This is a genomic window from Bacillus sp. FSL R9-9497 (assembly GCF_038005805.1).
Classification (GTDB): domain Bacteria; phylum Bacillota; class Bacilli; order Bacillales; family Bacillaceae_G; genus Bacillus_A; species Bacillus_A cereus.
Genome location: NZ_JBBOTY010000001.1, coordinates 4,920,796 through 4,939,115 on the forward strand (window position 1 = coordinate 4,920,796; position 18,320 = coordinate 4,939,115).

Genomic DNA, 18,320 nt, shown 5'->3' on the forward strand with positions numbered 1-18,320 from the left:
TGTTTCACCCCCCCTTAACTAATCCTGTCTCTATATGAAAGATGCTATCTGCCCAATCAAGATAAAAACTTGCTTCGTGAGATACGAGTATAATGCTGCCCTTAAACTTAATTAACGCCTTTTGCAAAGCTTCCTTCGCTTCTGCATCCAAATGATTTGTCGGCTCATCTAAAATTAAGAAGTTACAAGGTGATAGTAATAATCCACACAGTTTCACCTTCGATTGTTCACCACCACTTAACGTACGAATTTCTTGCGAAACGTGCGTATCCTTCACTCCACACGCAGCTAAATGATGGCGTATTTCCTTCATATTCAGTTTAGGAAACTGTTCTGAAATAATTTGAAGCGGCGTTAAAGAATCATTGCTCCAATTTAAATCTTGCTCATAATATCCAATCTTTATTTGCTCTGAAAAGTGAAACTCTCCAGAAATACTAGCAATATTTCCAACGATTGTTTTTAATAAAGTAGATTTCCCTACTCCATTGAAACCTGTAATAACAAGTTTTTGCCCACCCATTACTGAAAAATTCAACTTTGGTAAGAGAGCGAAGTCGTAACCAACTTCAAGATTATTTACTTCAAGAACTGTCTGAACTGAAATGGGAAGTTCCTGAAAATGAATAGACGGTTTATGAGTAAAACTTGGTGGCGCAATTCTTTCCATACGCTGTAATTGTTTTCTACGACCTTGCGCTATTTTTGAATTCACCCCAGCAATATTTCTACGAATATACTCTTCCGTTTTTTCAATTTTCTTTTGCTGTGCATAATATTGGCGAATATAATCTTTTCGCAAATGCTCCTTTTGTCTTACAAAATCTGAGTATTTGCCGTAATACTTCTTAACTGTTCCGAACTCTACATCACATATGCAAGAAGTTACCTTTTCCAGAAAATCAAAATCATGTGATACGACAATAAACGCTCCTTCAAAATTCATTAAATAATTAGCAAGCCACTCCACATGCTCCTTATCGAGAAAATTCGTCGGTTCATCTAGCAATAAAATATTAGGCTCTTCTAATAAGAGCTTTGCTAAAATTACCTTTGCACGCTGCCCTCCGCTTAATTCACCAATCACACGATTCATCCCAATCACATCGATACCTAAACCGGCTGCCACCTTATTCGTAATACTATCTACTGAATAAAAATCACGAGCCTCGAGCAGTCCTTGAATTTCTGCCGCTTTCAATAGTTGATTTTCATCTCCAGTCATCGCACTTTCTTCATATAACTTGTTCATTCTCTTTTCCATTTCATACAAATCATAAAAGGCTCTCTTTAAATATTGTGAAATGGTATAACCCTCATCAATTTCTGCGTATTGATCAAGATGTCCAATTTGAATATTAGGTTGCCACTTTATGTCTCCCTTATCAGGAATAATTTCCCCCACCAATATTTTCATTAATGTGCTTTTTCCTGCACCATTCTGTCCAACAATTCCCATATGCTCCCCTTTATGCAAATCAAAAGAAGCATTTTCGTATAATACTTTATCTATAAAACTATGTGATAAACTTTCCACTTTAAGTAAACTCATTTTTATTCCTCTTTTCCTGAAATTAAAAAAAGCAGAGAGATAGCGTCATTCGACACTAGCCCTCTGCTTCGTGGTTTTTCCTATACTACTCCAATTTATAGTAAAGACTCATCGGAATAATATACACAAAGGGCCATAGACAAAGCATTGTCTATGGCCCCTTAATCTATTTTATACACCAGCTGAAAAACCATAACGAAATAAGCATAGATACACTATACTTTTTTAGAAAAGTTATTCAGCCGATGAATATAGGGGATTTATACCCCTTGATTAAGCTCCGTACAACGCTTCACCGTATACATTTGTGCGGAGCAAAGTTTTCTAATGAGTTTTACAAATTTTATATAAAGCATATTATGCACCTTCCTTAATACTTAAAAAGGATTTTAGCATACGGTTTTACGAAGCGTCAATATTACTTCCGAATCTTTCAACTACTTGTTTTCAAAATATTGCTTCTGAAACATACACATTCTTATCGCATTATGATAGTTACCATCAACGAAAAACTCATCGATAAGCTCACCTTCTACCATAAACCCAACTTTTTTATAAACATGTACTGCCTTTTCATTTTCCTTATCCACAACTAAATAAATCTTATGCATATTTAATACAGAAAAAGCGTAATCCATTGCTAAACGCGTCGCATCCACTGCATAACCATATCCTTGATAATTCGGATCAATAATAATTTGGAATTCTGTTCTACGGTGAATATAATCGATTTCTACTAACTCAACTAATCCAACCATCTCATTGTCTTTCTCAACGATAAATCGGCGTTCGCTTTGATCATGTATATGTTTATCGTATAAGTCTTGCAGCTCCACAAATGCCTCATACGGCTCTTCAAACCAATACGACATAATATGCGCATTATTATTCAGTTCGTGTACAAACTTTAAATCTTCTCGTTCTAATGGACGTAACTTCAATTCCTGATTCATTCCTATAACCTCCAAGTAAAAGAAACCTCTTCACTTAATTTCTCAATTTTTTTCGATTTCAAACGCCCTAATTTCATTGTAAACTTTCAAGCAACTTGAAGGTCAAGATGTAAAAAAGTAGTGCAAACTTACGTCTGCACTACTACTCTTTTCTCAAATCTCTCATATTTGATATGTATAAAGCAATAACTAAAACAAGAATTGCCCCTGCGTATAATAACGTCTCCATCGGTTCCTCATGAGACACAATAATTAATCGAATTAAGGCCGTAATTCCGATATAAATAAAATAGCGTAACGGGAAATGATAGTTCGATTTAAAATACTTAATAATTAATGCAATGAACTCGAAGTATAAGAAGTAGACGATGATACTTTCAACCAATTTATAAGACGTATACTCTTTTGCCGAAAAAATATACTGTACAAACGTAATTGTCTCATTCACTAAGAAAATTGATAACACAATGGATAATATAATTAAGGCTATATTTAATATCCATTGCAAAACACTAGCTATAACATGATCGATATTAAATGACTTCATTTTCTCTTTAGACTCCCCTTCGTATAAGTACTTATTTATTATAGCAAAATTACGATTGGAAAGAAGTTAAATCATATATTCGTCCTTTGTTGTTGCCAGTGAAGGTGATGTTCATTGTTTGGAGGAGTCTTTTAACCGCAGAACTAGATTCCATATTAAGAAATTCCCTCAATTCGCTATTAGTAGTTATCACACTAAACAGAAGTGTGTAATCTTGTACAGCACGTAAATGAGCATGTTTAGACATACTATTGCAATTTGAACAACGCCATCCCTGTCTTTCTTTTAACATTGCCATTGTAAAACATTCCTCACACTGTACACCCTTTAGCAATTCCTCTTTTTTAATTTTATATTGCGCAAGAACATTTTGACGTTGCGGAATGTGCTCATTCATAATCTGGCCTATAAGTCCATTTATATTATCAATCACTTTTTCTTTATATTGATTTTTAATCTGTTTTATTCTATTAGGTAAATTTGCACTGTGGATAATTTTACTAGACAGTATTTCATCTGAAGTTTTAATAATTGTACGAGGGGAACTAATTACAACGAGGGATTCAATCGGAATATTATGTAAATCATGTAGATTCAGCCATTTTCTCAGTTGCATCTCTTGCCGTTGCAGTTGTAAAAGCGGATTTGGGAATCCTTCTTCCGTAGTACCATCTACTATTCGAATAAGTTGATTGAACTTTGCATCAAAAATTAATGTACCAATAATATTTTTTATTTCAAGAAAAAGAAGAAAATAAGATGAAACTATGAGAGTATCAATTTGGAAATAATGTTTTTGATCAAATAACCTAATATCATGTAAAATACTGTATTCTGTTTCGGGTAAAAAACTAAGTGGATACTCAATCGCCTGCTCTCCTTTATAGCCGGCCATAAATTTCGCTAGACTTTCAACCACCACATTCCTTTTTGGATGATGAGCAGGCAATCTTCTAAGTAAAGCTTCTAATTGCAGCAAATATACGGGCATTTTCCGCTCTTTCACAATCATTTTTATCCCCCTCCAAAATATATCAGCGATTTTTCAAATATATCAGCGCAACTCCAAATATATCAGCGATTTTCGAAATATATCGGCGCAACTCCAAATATATCAGCGATTTTCGAAATATATCGACTTACCGACAAAAACCGACACAACATACACACATAAAATCTTATACACAGTATAACATCACATCTAAAATCGCAATGTAAGCATAATGTGTATACCCCAATGTGATTACGCCAGTTTCAAAATAAGAAATTTACATTCACCCCCATGTAAAAGACCTTTTTATAAGTATGAAAAAATTTTAGGAATTAGTTTATCTTTTTTTAATGTTTTATTTAGAGGCAGTTTATAGTCGGGGATTAACATAAGAAACGTAGCAATTAAGTTTATATATGACGCACTGCTACTATAATCGCTAACCGTACTACTTGAAATCATAAAATAAGGAGACGATAAAACATGAACAAAAAAACAAAAGCACTATCATCCGTACTGCTCGGATTCACATTAGCATTAACAGGGTGTGCTGGTACTAAAGCTGAAGAAAATCATGGGAAACAAAAACAAGAACAAGTTGCTAAAGAAACAAAACAGGAAAACAAATTAACTAAAGGGCAAAAAATGGCTAATATTCTTAGCGAGACAAATTGGCAAGGTACACGAGTGTATGACAAAGATAAGAATGACTTAACAAAAGAGAATGCGAACTTCATTGGTCTTGCAAAATATGATGTAAAGTCCGGCAGATATGAATTTTTTGATGCTAAAACAGGTGCAAGTCGTGGCGATAAAGGAACTTTCTTTGTCACAAATGATGGGAAGAAGAGAATATTAATTTCAGAATCAATGAAGTATCAAGCTGTTGTTGACATGACAAAACTAAATAAAAATATATTTACTTATAAACGAATGGGGAAAGACGCTAACGGTAAAGATGTAGAAGTTTTCGTTGAACATGTTCCATATAAAGAAAAAGAACTTTCTTTCACTGATCCGGACAAGCAGCTGAACACGACTACAGGGGATATTGTTAAAAACGTTGATGGAGATAAAATTTTAGGCGGTACCCTTTGGCACGGAACAAAGGTATTAGACGAAGCTGGTAACGATGTAACACAGTTTAATTCGAATTTTATAAGTCTAGCAAAATTTGATGACAAATCTAATAAATATGAGTTCTTCAATAACGAAACAGGTCAAAGCCGCGGTGACTATGGCTACTTCGATGTTGTACACGAAAATAAAATAAGAGCCCATGTTTCAATTGGAAATAACAAATACGGTGCTGCTCTTGAACTTACTGAACTAAATAAAAATAAATTTACGTATAAAAGAACTGGTAAAGACCAAGCTGGTAACGATATAACTATATTCGTTGAACATGAACCTTATAAAGGTGATATGAAACCACAATTTAGCTTTTAAAAACGTTTGATTAAAGATCCTGTACTGAGTTACAGGATCTTTCTTATTAAGCAAGAGAACAAAAAGACGAAAAACATGTAGCTTTTCGTCTGCACAATATTCCCACCTTATAGTTGATAATTTACAAAACCTAAAAACATACCGATACAAAATAAAATTTGTGACCAAGTAAAAAGCGCCCTACTTATAGGGCGCTTGTTTTATACTTAATGACTAATACTAGCTGTTGGGTATAATGTTGTTCCTCCAATTGAAACTTTTATTTCATTTGTTAATGGAACATTTTGTTCATTAATAATTGTTCTCCACCATTCCCATGCAAGACCTGTACATTCTCTTGCTACAATTTTTATATTTTTTGAATTTGGTGGCAGAGGGATAACTGTAGAGTAATGAGCGGTTTTGTCTTTTCCGCTACCATCCCACGTTTTATGTGTTAATACTTCGTTACCCTTTTGGTCAAATGTGAATTCATCCCAAGATACATCAAATTGAGCAACGTAAGCACCGTAATGATCAAGTGTCATTTTAGCACTTGAATATTCTGTAGTTGTCGTCTCAATATAATCTGTATTGTTATGAACAGCAGCAGTTGCATTATCTTTTAAGAAAGTACTTGTATATGAAATTGGGTATGCTGGATTTTTAAGACTTAATTCAGCATTATCTTTAATGATATTTCGGATTTCATTGAAATCTTTAGTGACAACCTTGTTATGCTCTTTCGCATCTCCGCCTAATACTACAGCAGTAAAGGTACTTTCTTCAAAAATATCTTTATACTGTCCACTCGTTTCAACGCTGTTATCCTTAAGTAAGGCTTTAAAAGCAGCTTGTACATCTTTGCTCTTAGATGTTGTTTCTAATTTTACATAAACCGTTCTACCATAAGCTACATTTGAAACCATAACAGGTGGAGCCGAATTACTTACGCCCTTTCGAGTTAACTCATCAAAAGTAACACTATTATCAAAAAGGTCGGATGGATTGTTAGGTAGTTCAGCACTTACCGTATAAAATATTTGCTTATACGCCGCTACCATTATCTTTTTCTCTCCGTTTGCAACCGCATTAAAATCAATGTTTAGACTGTTATCAAGATATTTAGCGTTAACATTAAGAGCACTTGCGATTTGTGATTTACTATAAACCATAGATTCCGTATACTGCATTCTTGCAGGTAACGTATGTGTTGTAGAATACTTTTCATTCCAAGTAGATACTAAATCGTCTACTGCTCCAGCTACATTACCATATGTCGGATTTTGGACAGTGATTGTATTTTCTTTTCTCATGCCCGGTAAGTCTATACTAATATTCAAAGGTTTTCTCTTAGCCACTAATAAACTCGGTTGATTGTCTGCAAAAGCTTTATTTGCAAGTTGTACAGCTCCTGGATACGTACGATTCACTACAGAATCAATAATTGAAATATCGACTGGCGACGTTGTAAGTGATTTTTTCTCGCGTTCCACTACTACAAATTTACCATTTGAATTGATACTTTCTTTCGGAACAAAACTTTCTACTTTATCACCATTTACAGCTAAAACCTCTTGATTATTATATTTAAGATTTGCTATACCATTATCAATGCCACTAGCATTTTTGGTTACATCAGTTGTATTACTTACTTGTGTTTCTGCGAAGGAAATAGATGAATAATTAATAGTGCATAGACTAACTAATAAACATGCAAGGAACTTTCTTCTTTTAGTGTTTTTCTTAATATTCAGAAAAATCACCCCGTTCTTTTTTTAGTAAAATACGATAATGATTGCTAACTAATAAATTTACATAAATGCTTTTAAAAGTTCTTGAATTAACGGGATTACGCCACCTACAAATTTTAAAACTGCCATTGCGATTTCCATATTATTTCCTCCTTTTTATTGCTACGAAAATGTGATTTATCTTTATGCCCTCATTATAGTGACCCCTTACACTTTTATCAATACACTCTGATATGCAATATTACATATCAAAAAACAAGCTGAATTCTTTTAAAAAGTTATACAGGGATATTTTTCTACTTGGTACATACTTGAAAAGGTGAAGCATTCTTTTGCATTTTATGAGTAATCACATAAAAAAAGCTGCTGCCTATAAAATACAGACAGCAACTTCAACTAGAGTGTCTTGCATAATCTACGCAAGGCATTTTATAACTAATAAACTGCGATCGGCCCATAAGGACCATTAATAATTTCTATTTTTGTTTCAAAAATATCTGTCAAAAGTGTTGAGTCCATAACCTCTTCTACTGTTCCAAAAGCAGCAATTTGTCCATCTTTCATAGCACAAATTTTATCCGAGTATTTAGCTGCAAAATTTATGTCATGCATAACAGTCAAAATTGTTCGTCCAAATTCATTAGCTGCACGTCTTAAATGCTCCATCATTTGAACAGAACGAGCAACATCAAGATTGTTTAAAGGTTCATCCAAAAGTACATATTCCGTCTCTTGGCACAATACCATCGCTACATATGCCCTTTGTCTTTGACCACCAGAAAGCTCATCTAAATATCTATTCTCTAAACTAGTTAAATCTAAGAAATCGATATATTTAGAAATGATAACCTCATCTTCTTTAGTCAATCTTCCCTTTGAATAAGGAAAGCGCCCAAATCCAACTAATTGTCTAACTGTAAGCCTAGTTACAAAATGATTTTCTTGTCGCAATATAGTCAAAACTTTTGCTAAGTCTTTTGATTTGGATTCAGAAACATCCATATTTGCTACCTGAATTTGGCCTTCATCCATATCTAAAAGTCTGCCAATCATCAAAAGTGTCGTGGACTTTCCAGCGCCATTTGGTCCAATTAAAGAAGTAAAGCCTGCTTTTGGTATTTCAATATCCAAAGGTCCTATTTTTACCTTATCAGTATAGAACTTTTTAACATTATCAATTTTTATCATAAAGCCCTCTTCCTTAAAACTATAGTTAAGAATATAATTCCACCAAATAATTCAATAATAACTGAAACTACACCTTGAGCATGGAATACATGATACATTAAAAAGTATGCGCTCGTCATTATTAAAAATCCTATAGCAAAAGCCATCGGAAAAATATATCTATGATCATAAGTTGCCGCTGCCTGATAACTCAAAGTTGCTACTAAAAAGCCGTAGAAAGTAAGTGGCCCAATTAGAGCTGTTGAAATAGACATCAAAATAGCTACTAATACAAGCGTATAAATTACACTAGGTTGATATTTAACTCCAAAAGAAGTAGCAACATCCTTTCCTAGTGACAAAACATTCAAATTCTTAGAATGAGCAAAAATTAATACTGCTACAATTATGATCATCGGAATTACAATAGGGAAATATGCAGGATCTGCATGATTAACAGAACCAAATAATCTTGCTTGTAAAATATCAAATTCTGAAGGCGCAAGTAGTTTTCTCATGAAAGTTGACACAGAATTTAGCCCGGTACCAATAATAATTCCAACTAAAAGCATAAGTTGTAAATTCCCGTATTTGCCGGAAAGTAACCATCCATAAAGTATCAAACTCATGAAGACCATAACAACAACTTGGAATAAAAATGAGCCAATTCCATTAAAATTTATTAATGCACTAGCACCAAAGAAGAATATTGTACTCGTTTGAATTGCTGAATAAAGTGATTCAAAACCTAAAAGCGATGGAGTAATAATTTTGTTATTCGTAATAGATTGGAAAGCAACTGTCGACAAGCTATGGCAAACTGCAGCGATAATCATTGCAACAATAGCTACTATCCTTCTCTTAACAACTGGGATAAAAGAAGGTGAATCTATCGGAACTGGATTGTTATAAACTAAAAGTCCATATGAAGAAAGAAGACCTAAAGCAATCAATGTTATCAGTAAAATCCAATAACGTCTTGCTTCCTTCTTAGACCGAAAAGCACTAGCTGATCTACTTTCATTATGAAGGCTAGAATCGATTTCGACATTTTCTTTTTTTCTATATTCTAATGTGATCATCGCAGCCTCCTTGGTTTTCTTTGTCTCAATAAAATAGTAATAAACACGACTGCTCCCACCGTTGCAAGTATTAAAGAAACAGGTACTTCAAAAGGCTGTATAATTGTTCGAGAAATGATGTCACAGGCAGTTATTGACCCCATTCCGATCACACAAACCCAAGGTAAATTACTCCTAAGATCATCACCTCTAAACATTGAAACGATATTTGGCACAATTAATCCTAAGAAAGGCAAGTGTCCAATAACAGCTGCAACAATTCCAACTGCAACAGAGATAAGGGCAGTCCCAAAAAGAACAATTCTATTATAATTAACTCCAAGGCTTGTTGCGACATCTTCTCCTAGTCCAGCTAAAGTCAATCTATTAGCATACATAAAAATAAGAAAAGTAATGATAACAATCAGCCATAAATATTCATATCTCCCCACCTGAATGTTAGCAAATGAACCTACAAACCAAGTTTCAATACTTTGCGTCTTTTGAAAAAGGAGTCCCAAAAAAGTAGACACTGCAGAAATTACTGCTCCAAGCATCAATCCAATAATCGGGACAATTAAAGACGAACGAAGCTTAACTCTTCTTAAAAATAGAAAGAAAATCATAGTTCCTATAAAAGAAAAAATGATTGCACCAGTCATTCTTTGAACTAAAGTCGGGGCAGGAAATAGTAAATACACAAAAAGCAGGCCTAAGCCTGACCATTCAATCGTCCCCGTTGTAGTAGGTTCAACAAAGCGATTCTGTGTAATGAGTTGCATTACGAGCCCTGCCATTGCCATTGCAGCTCCAGTAAGCATTAATGCAACTGTTCTCGGAACACGAGTGATGAAAAACATCTCCATTCCATCCTCTTGTCCACGTATATCATAAACTCCAGTAAACAGTGATATAATCCCTAAAATTATAACAACTATAACCGCTATTATAAAAGGTTTTGTCCATATTTTATTGTGATTATAAAACTGGGGTTGAGAAATATTCTCAACCCTAGAAATCATATTTTTTGACACTGTTTCGTACCCCTTTACACTACTTAGCTAAAGTTTTTGCAAGATTTCCAAATAACTCTACATAAGTCTGAATTGATTCATTTGTGTAAGTATCTTCTGGTGCATAAACAACTTGTTTTTTAGAAACAGCAGTTGTGTTTTGAAGAGCTGGTGATTTAGAAATAACATCCTTAGCTGGAGCTGACTTAGCTGCATCAGATGTTGCAGCATCACGATCTAATACGAAAAGCCAATCAGGATTTGTTTGTGCAATAGCTTCAACAGAAACGTCATCACCTTTATGACCTGCAGTAGAATTCGAAACTTCTAATGCTGGAGTCCAACCGAAAATGTCATACATAGGTCCCCAAACGCGACCAGAATGTGGAGCTGCAAAGCCGATATTTCCACCAGTAACGATAACACTCATAACTTTATCTTTTCCGTTATAAGCAGATTTTGCTTTTTCAATAGATTTGTCGAAATCAGCTATTAATTGTTTAGCTTCTTTATCTTTAGCAAAGATTTTACCTAAAGTAGTTGTAGAATCTTTAAGTCCTTTTACTAAGTTTTCTCCAGGCTTATTAGCCTTCTCAGAAACATCAAAATTAAGATCAATAACAGCTGCATTTGGCACTAATTTTTTAATTTCTTCGTAATGATCAGCAAATCTTTGACCAACGATTACAAGGTCAGGGTTTGCCGCTGCAATAATTTCAAGATTTGGTTCACGGTGATTTCCAATATTTTGAACTGAATCATCCTTTTTATATGCTGAATCTGCAGGCATGATATCTTTTGGAGCAGCCGCTAGTTTAATTCCCCAATCAGATAAAGTTTCAAAAGTTCTGTTATCCAAAGCAACTACATTCTTTGGGTTTACAGGTACTTTAACAGTTCCATGAGCATCAGTGATTTCAACCGTTTTTGGCTTATCACTACCATTATCTTTATTATTAGCCTTCGAAGTTTCTTTACTTGAATCTGAGCAAGCCACTAACATTAAAGTGAAAATTGCTAGAATACTCACTAATTTTAAAAGCATAGATTTTTTCATATGTATACTCCTTATAGTGTGATTTATTTCGAAAATGATGACATCCATAGATTGAATTAGAAAGTAACTTTTATTCAATTGAATCGCTATTGATAATCATTTTCATTTGAACATCCTGTTAATTAGTATAGTCATTAATTCTGTGAAAATCTTGTGAATGGTGCGAATTCATAAAATCAGGCATAGAAAGTAATATGTGAAGTCGGGCGTATTGATTAACCATGATTTCCTCTACAAAACACGCCCATTAATAGCTAATATTTTCATAATCCATTTTTTACGTCTTTTAATACTTCTAAGAAACTTTTTTCTATTACCTTATTTTATCATTCAATCATTGAATAGCCTCTGCCGTGTATCGTTTGAATATATCTGTCTTTCTTCTCGCACTTTAACTTTTTTCTTACATACCCAATATATAAATCTACTACATTTGGATTTACTACTACGTTATATCCCCAAACTTGATTCAAAAGCATTTCACGGCTCAATATCGTGTTTTTGTTTTTGATTAAAAATACAAGTAAATCGTACTCACGCTTAGTAAGTGAGAGATTTTCGCCACCTTTTTTCACAATATTGCTTGATGCATCAACAAAGAGATCTTTAAACTGAAAAAAGTTTATCTCCTTTTGCTGGTTACAATCACTTCTCCTTAAAATTGCTTGAACCCTTGCTACTAATTCTTCTTTCGCAAATGGTTTTCTTATATAATCATCTGCTCCTGCTTGTAACCCTGCAACGCAATCCTTACTAGAAATATTGTCAGTCACAATAATAATCGGTGTCGTTTTAACAAGTCGTATTTGTCTGCAAATTTCTGGTCCTGATATACTTAATGAATCCCAATCCAATATGATAATATCCCAATCTTGTTCATATATTATATTTAAACCTTCGTTTTCATTGTGAAGTTTTAAAATGAAATAGCCTTCTTGCGTTAGACCGCTTACGATTTTCTTTGCTGAAGACCGTTCATTTTTAATCACCAACACCTGCTTCACCGATGGTTCACCTCTACTTCAATATAACTTATTTATATAAAAAATTATTCCGAAAAAACAATTTATGATTTACAAATTCCCCCCCTAAATAATCCATTAAAACAGCTTATTAGGAGAACTCTATATAATCTTACAATAGGTATGGATAAAAACACAAAACATATGAAGATTCAAATAAAGTGAAGTATTAATTGATCAAACAGGGATGTTCATCCCCACTAATTATCAGTCCTCACCACTCAGGCTTTGACGGGATAAAATTGTGATCATTAAGGGATAGCACACAAGATACATTGAGGATGTAAGTGAAAGAACCAAAGAATTAGATACATTCTATTTTTAGAACTATAACTTTTCCATAAACAAAAAGAACCATAACCTCGCCAACCTGGCAAAATTATGGTTCATATCATACAAAATAAAAAACCACCAAATATGTATTGGTGGAGACGGTGGGAGTCGAACCCACGTCCAAAAATATCGGCACTTAAGCTTCTACGAGTGTAGTCGATATATTAGCATTTCGCGAACTCTTCGGCCTATCGACAGGCTTCCAAGTTGCTAGTCTGGTTGTTCTCTTCCTTTGTCCTCAGACGGCGAACTCCGGCGTAGTCCACTTAGTTTGAGTCCCTTACCCTACCACATGGACGATGGAGGGAGGAACCTTTAGTGCAATTAAGCAGCTAAAGAAAGATTGTTTTGTTTGCCAATTATAGGCTTTGACGTTTTAACGAGGCCGATCCCCTCGACTCGCAACCTAAGCTCGAACTATCCCTGTCGAATCCGTAACGTCCCCATGATAAAAATGGAGCATACGAAGAAAATATCGTGATAGCTACTAAGAGCTGTTTTTCAATGTGCAACAACCTTACATAAGTTATTATAACATACGAGCTCCATTTTACAAATGTAAATATCTGTATTACATCTTTTGGCGATCACGGAACGCGCGTGCAATTTCACGTTTAGCTTCTTTCTCTTTTAAATCGTGACGTTTATCGTATTGTTTCTTACCTTTTGCTAAACCAAGTGCCATTTTTGCAAATCCATTTTTCAAATAAATTCTAAGTGGAACTAATGCGTAACCTGTTTCTTTCGCAGCGCCCGCTAGTTTATCAATTTCTTTTTTATGCAGAAGTAATTTTCTAGTACGAAGTGGATCATGGTTGAAACGATTCCCTTGTTCGTACGTATTAATGTGCATATTATGAACCCATACTTCACCATTATGTACACGTGCAAACGCATCTTTCAAGTTTACGCGTCCAGCGCGAATCGACTTAATTTCCGTTCCTTGAAGGACAAGCCCTGCTTCGTATGTTTCTTCGATGAAATAATCATGAAATGCTTTTTTATTTTGTGCAATAACCTTACCTGTACCCTTTGGCATATAACGTCCCTCCTCTATTTTTACTATTGTAACAAATGTTAATAAAAAGCGAAAGTGGCTCGCTCAGAATCTTTGGACATTGGAACTCCCGACAGAGAAGCGCTTTTTGCTTCGTCCGAGGGAGTGAAATGGCCAACAGATTCTAGCCACTGTAGCTGGATTCCATAAAAAGCGAAAGTGGCTCGCTCAGAATGTGAGGTGGATGGAGCTTCTGACCTTGAGGCGCTCTTTGCCTCTCGGGAAGAAGCGAAGCCGCCGAACATTCTAGCCACTGTAGCTGGATTCCATAAAAAGCGAAAGTGGCTCGCTCAGAATGTGAGGTGGATGGAGCTTCTGACCTTGAGGCGCTCTTTGCCTCTCGGGAAGAAGCGAAGCCGCCGAACATTCTAGCCACTGTAGCTGGATTCCATAAAAAGCGAAAGTGGCTCGCTCAGAATGTGAGGTGGATGGAGCTTCTGACCTTGAGGCGCTCTTTGCCTCTCGGGAAGAAGCGAAGCCGCCGAACATTCTAGCCACTGTAGCTAGATTCCATTAAAAAGCGAAAGTGGCTCGTTCTCAAGCCACCAATAAAAAAAGAAAAGGCCCCGCTTTTCATCAAAGCGAAGCCACTCTTTTCTTACTTACGCTTTTTCTTTTTCTTCTTGAATCCTGGTACGTTTTCGAAGAATGCTTTTTTCTTCTTACCGTTACCATCTTTTTTTCCTGGCTGGCTAGCAGAAGCGGATGCGGATGCGGATGCAGATCCTCTTCCTTTTCCTTTACCACCACGGTCAAATTTTCTACCTGTGCCACGTTCACCGCCGCGCTCATTACTGCGCTCGCTACGTCCACCGCGTTTCTTTCTGCCTGTTCTTGGCTGCTCGATAACGACTGGACGATCTTTGAACTTACGGCGAGGTGTGCCTTTCATGCCAACGATTTCAAAGTCGATTGCACGCTCGTCTTTGTTTACGTTAATAACGCGAATTGTAATTTCGTCACCGATGCGGAATACGTTTCCTGTACGTTCTCCGATCATAGCGAAATGTTGCTCGTCATAACGGTAGTAATCATCCGTTAAGTAGCTAACGTGTACAAGACCTTCAATTGTATTTGGAAGCTCTACGAATAAACCGAAGTTTGTTACAGAGCTAATCATACCGTCATACTCTTCACCGATCTTATCAACCATATACTCTGCTTTTTTCATCTCATCTGTTTCACGCTCTGCTTCAACAGCACGGCGTTCCATATTAGAAGAGTGCTCTGCAATCTCAGGTAATTTTTCACGCCATTTTGCTTGCGTTTCGTTGTCGACTTTACCATTAATAATGTATTCACGAATTAATCTATGAACGATTGTATCTGGGTAACGACGAATTGGTGATGTGAAATGTGTGTAGAACTCAGTTGATAAACCGAAATGTCCTAAACTATCCGCATCGTAACGAGCTTGCTTCATAGAACGAAGCATAACTGTTGAAATAACTACTTCTTCTGGCTGTCCTTGAACCATTTCAAGTATTTGTTGCAGCGCACGAGGGTGCACTTCATTCGCACGTCCTTTTACCGCATATCCGAAGTTCGTTACAAACTCGAAGAAACGCTCAAGCTTATCTTCTTTCGGATCTTCATGGACACGGTACATAAACGGTACGTTCATCCAGTGGAAGTGCTCTGCTACTGTTTCATTCGCAACAAGCATAAATTCTTCAATTAACTTCTCTGATACAGAACGATCGCGCATGACAACGTCTGTCGGTTTTCCTTCTTCATCTACTAATACTTTCGCTTCTTTAAAGTCAAAGTCAATTGCACCACGGCGCATACGTTTTTCACGTAAAATTTGTGCCAATTGACCCATCTCTTTAAACATCGGTACGAGCGGCTCATAACGCTTAATTAACTCTTCGTCCTCATCTTCTAAAATGCTTCTTACGTCAGCATACGTCATACGCTCTGTCGTTTTAATCACACTTTGGAAAATCTCGTGTTTAACAACATCACCTAAGTTGTTGATTTCCATTTCACAAGATAATGTCAGACGGTCTACTTTCGGATTTAATGAACAAATACCGTTAGATAGACGATGTGGAATCATCGGGATTACACGGTCAACAAGATACACACTTGTCGCTCTTTCCGCTGCTTCAACATCAATTGGAGAGCCTTCTTGAACGTAATGACTTACATCCGCAATGTGAACGCCTAGCTTGTAGTTACCGTTCTCAAGCTTCGTTACTGTAACAGCATCATCTAAATCTTTCGCATCTGCACCATCAATCGTTACGATCATTTGATCACGCAGGTCGCGGCGATCTTTTAAATCTTCTTCTGAAATCGTTTCTGGTACACTGTTTGCATGCTCCATCACTTCCTCAGGGAATGCTAAAGGTAAATGATGTTTATGAATGACAGATAAAATATCTACTCCTGGATCATTTTTATGACCTAGAATTTGAATAACTTCACCTTCTGCACTTAAACGATTCTCTGGATAGCTCGTAATTTTGACAACTACTTTATGACCTTCTACAGCACCCATTGATGCGCTTTTCAAGATAAAGATATCACTCGTCCAACGCTTATTGTCAGGTATAACGAATCCAAAGTTTTTCGATTCTGTATATGTACCAACTAGTTCTTTCGTTCCACGCTCTAAAATGCGTACAATTGAACCTTCTTGACGTGAACCGCTTGATTGAGAACTAAGGCGTGCTAATACTGTATCGCCATGAAGTGCACCGTTTAATTCTGTAGGCGGGATGAAAAGATCATCGTCTCCTGTTTTCTTCTCGTCTGGTACAACGAATGCAAAACCACGTGCATGTCCAATTAATTTACCGCGTACTAAATTCATCTTTTCAGGAAGACCGTAACGGTTGCTACGTGTACGAATAACAAGTCCCTTCTCTTCCATCGTTACAAGTGCCTTTACAAAATCTTTAAAACCCTCAGAACCTTCAATTCCAAATGCCTCTTCTAACTCTTGTATCGTTAGCGGTTTATACGCTTCTTCTCTCATAAATAATAACAACTTATCAATATGTTCTTGTATGATTTCTTCCAAGCAAAAATACCTCCTTTAAAACCTTATATTATTTAGTGTATCCGAAAGATAGGGGATGTATAAAGTGAAACTTCAATACTCCCCTTATGATTTTTACAGTTTTCACAAAAAATTCCTTATGAAAAAAAGAGGCAACTAGATCTTACCAATCTAGTTGCTCCAAGAAGTTATATACATCCTCATGTAGCTCGTCACGTTGTTTATCAAGTGTAATGACATGCGTAGAGTCTTCATACCATTTAATGTCTTTTAACGTAGATTCTACACCGTTATAAATAATGTTAGCACTATCTGTATTAATCATTTCGTCATGACGTGCTTGTACAACAAATGTTGGTGCATAAATCATATCCACATTGTTACGTACGTCAGCAATTAATTGTTGTAATGCTTTTAATGTATTCATCGGTGTCTTTTGGAATTCCAACATTTCTTGTTCAATTTGTTCAGGTGATTTTTGCTCACGTTTTTTATATTCGCGGGCATATGCCAATATACCTTGGTACATCGTTTCTTCGCTCTTAATATACATCGGTGCACACATTGGTACTACACCTAAAACCGGTACTGTATAACCTAATTTTAAAGAAAATACGCCGCCAAGTGACAATCCAACAACAGCAATTTTCTCAAAACCTTTATCTTTTAAAAGCTGATATGCCTCCGTTACATCTTGCCACCAATCTGTAGGCCCTGTATGAACAAGCTCTTCTGGTGGTACACCGTGCCCTTTATAAATTGGCGCATGACAAGTATAGCCCTTCTTTTCTAAGAAACGCCCTAACATACGTACATCAGCTGAGTTCCCTGTGAATCCATGTAGTAATAAAACAGCGCGGTCTCCACCCTCAAATGTAAATGGTTTCGGAGATGCTAATTTCATCATGTATTTCTCCTCTTTCTCTTCTGTAATCTAGTCGTATTCTTTCTATATCTAGTGTACCATATTTGTATTTCTATAATCTAATTAGAAACATCTTTCAAATGACAAAACAAAAAAAGAAGAACCATTAGTACCATTCACTAACGCTTCTTCTTTCAATTCTATAAATTGAAGTACGTAACACCAATTGTTAATACAAAGAACAATACAGCTAAAACAATTGTAATACGGTTTAATACCGCTTCAATTCCACGTGCCTTTTGCTTACCAAATAATTGCTCCGCACCGCCTGAAATTGCACCTGAAAGGCCTGAGCTATTACTAGATTGCATAAGTACCATAACAATCATTAAAATCGATACAATAATAAGTAAAACTGATAATAACGTATGCACTTGGCGTACCTCCTACAAAGATTCAGTTATTGTAACTGTAGCATAAATTCTATAGAAAAGCGAGAGCTATAGAGGC

15 protein-coding genes and 1 other RNA gene are annotated in these 18,320 nt (G+C 35.7%); 1 reads left to right on the forward strand and 15 read right to left on the reverse strand.

Annotated elements, in window-relative coordinates; all coding sequences use genetic code 11:
- Positions 1–4: 4 nt before the first annotated feature.
- From MKY21_RS25510 to MKY21_RS25525, 4 genes are all read right to left on the reverse strand, one after another.
- Positions 5–1,552 (reverse strand): ABC-F family ATP-binding cassette domain-containing protein, encoded by a 1,548-nt coding sequence (locus MKY21_RS25510; protein WP_268502712.1) that lies wholly within the window; start codon positions 1,550–1,552, stop codon positions 5–7.
- A gap of 437 nt (positions 1,553–1,989) precedes the next feature.
- A complete protein-coding gene (gene speG, locus MKY21_RS25515) occupies positions 1,990–2,505 on the reverse strand; it encodes a spermidine N1-acetyltransferase (protein ID WP_001071092.1) in 516 nt (171 codons plus the stop codon).
- Between the two features lie 142 nt (positions 2,506–2,647).
- The gene (gene psiE, locus MKY21_RS25520) at positions 2,648–3,052 is read right to left on the reverse strand and encodes a phosphate-starvation-inducible protein PsiE (RefSeq protein ID WP_000834708.1); all 405 of its coding nucleotides are present in this window, start codon (positions 3,050–3,052) and stop codon (positions 2,648–2,650) included.
- Positions 3,053–3,101: 49 nt separating this feature from the next.
- Complete coding sequence (locus MKY21_RS25525) at positions 3,102–4,064, reverse strand: nuclease-related domain-containing protein (protein WP_061664393.1); 963 nt, start codon at positions 4,062–4,064, stop codon at positions 3,102–3,104.
- A gap of 462 nt (positions 4,065–4,526) precedes the next feature.
- Between MKY21_RS25525 and MKY21_RS25530 the strand changes: the two genes are divergently transcribed.
- Positions 4,527–5,492, forward strand: coding sequence for a DUF4822 domain-containing protein (locus MKY21_RS25530; protein ID WP_044795011.1), 966 nt, complete (start codon positions 4,527–4,529; stop codon positions 5,490–5,492).
- Between the two features lie 206 nt (positions 5,493–5,698).
- Here the strand turns inward: MKY21_RS25530 and alo are convergent, their stop codons facing one another.
- From alo to secG, 11 genes are all read right to left on the reverse strand, one after another.
- On the reverse strand, positions 5,699–7,237 hold the full coding sequence (gene alo / locus MKY21_RS25535) for an anthrolysin O/cereolysin O family cholesterol-dependent cytolysin Alo (protein ID WP_044795012.1): 1,539 nt from the start codon (positions 7,235–7,237) through the stop codon (positions 5,699–5,701).
- A gap of 423 nt (positions 7,238–7,660) precedes the next feature.
- Positions 7,661–8,413: an iron ABC transporter ATP-binding protein gene (locus MKY21_RS25540; RefSeq protein ID WP_000590071.1), complete on the reverse strand. Its 753-nt coding sequence runs from the start codon at positions 8,411–8,413 to the stop codon at positions 7,661–7,663.
- Positions 8,410–9,474: an iron chelate uptake ABC transporter family permease subunit gene (locus MKY21_RS25545; RefSeq protein ID WP_000631241.1), complete on the reverse strand. Its 1,065-nt coding sequence runs from the start codon at positions 9,472–9,474 to the stop codon at positions 8,410–8,412. The genes MKY21_RS25540 and MKY21_RS25545 overlap by 4 nt, the downstream gene beginning before the upstream one ends.
- Positions 9,471–10,487 carry an ABC transporter permease gene (locus tag MKY21_RS25550; RefSeq protein ID WP_000042064.1) on the reverse strand — a complete coding sequence of 339 codons (1,017 nt, stop codon included), beginning with the start codon at positions 10,485–10,487 and terminating at the stop codon, positions 9,471–9,473. Before MKY21_RS25550 ends, MKY21_RS25545 begins: the two co-directional genes overlap by 4 nt.
- Before the next feature lie 19 nt (positions 10,488–10,506).
- Entirely contained in the window at positions 10,507–11,523 is a 1,017-nt protein-coding gene (locus MKY21_RS25555; protein WP_000749432.1) for a siderophore ABC transporter substrate-binding protein, read from the reverse strand.
- Between the two features lie 326 nt (positions 11,524–11,849).
- Complete coding sequence (locus tag MKY21_RS25560) at positions 11,850–12,527, reverse strand: response regulator transcription factor (RefSeq protein WP_000815815.1); 678 nt, start codon at positions 12,525–12,527, stop codon at positions 11,850–11,852.
- A gap of 441 nt (positions 12,528–12,968) precedes the next feature.
- Positions 12,969–13,323: a transfer-messenger RNA gene (gene ssrA, locus MKY21_RS25565) on the reverse strand.
- Between the two features lie 126 nt (positions 13,324–13,449).
- On the reverse strand, positions 13,450–13,917 hold the full coding sequence (gene smpB, locus MKY21_RS25570; RefSeq protein WP_001123919.1) for an SsrA-binding protein: 468 nt from the start codon (positions 13,915–13,917) through the stop codon (positions 13,450–13,452).
- Positions 13,918–14,533: 616 nt separating this feature from the next.
- Entirely contained in the window at positions 14,534–16,966 is a 2,433-nt protein-coding gene (gene rnr, locus MKY21_RS25575) for a ribonuclease R (protein ID WP_016110936.1), read from the reverse strand.
- 142 nt (positions 16,967–17,108) lie between these two features.
- A complete protein-coding gene (gene estA, locus MKY21_RS25580) occupies positions 17,109–17,849 on the reverse strand; it encodes a carboxylesterase (protein WP_000761986.1) in 741 nt (246 codons plus the stop codon).
- Positions 17,850–18,010: 161 nt separating this feature from the next.
- Entirely contained in the window at positions 18,011–18,244 is a 234-nt protein-coding gene (secG, locus tag MKY21_RS25585) for a preprotein translocase subunit SecG (protein WP_000557264.1), read from the reverse strand.
- Positions 18,245–18,320 lie beyond the last annotated feature (76 nt).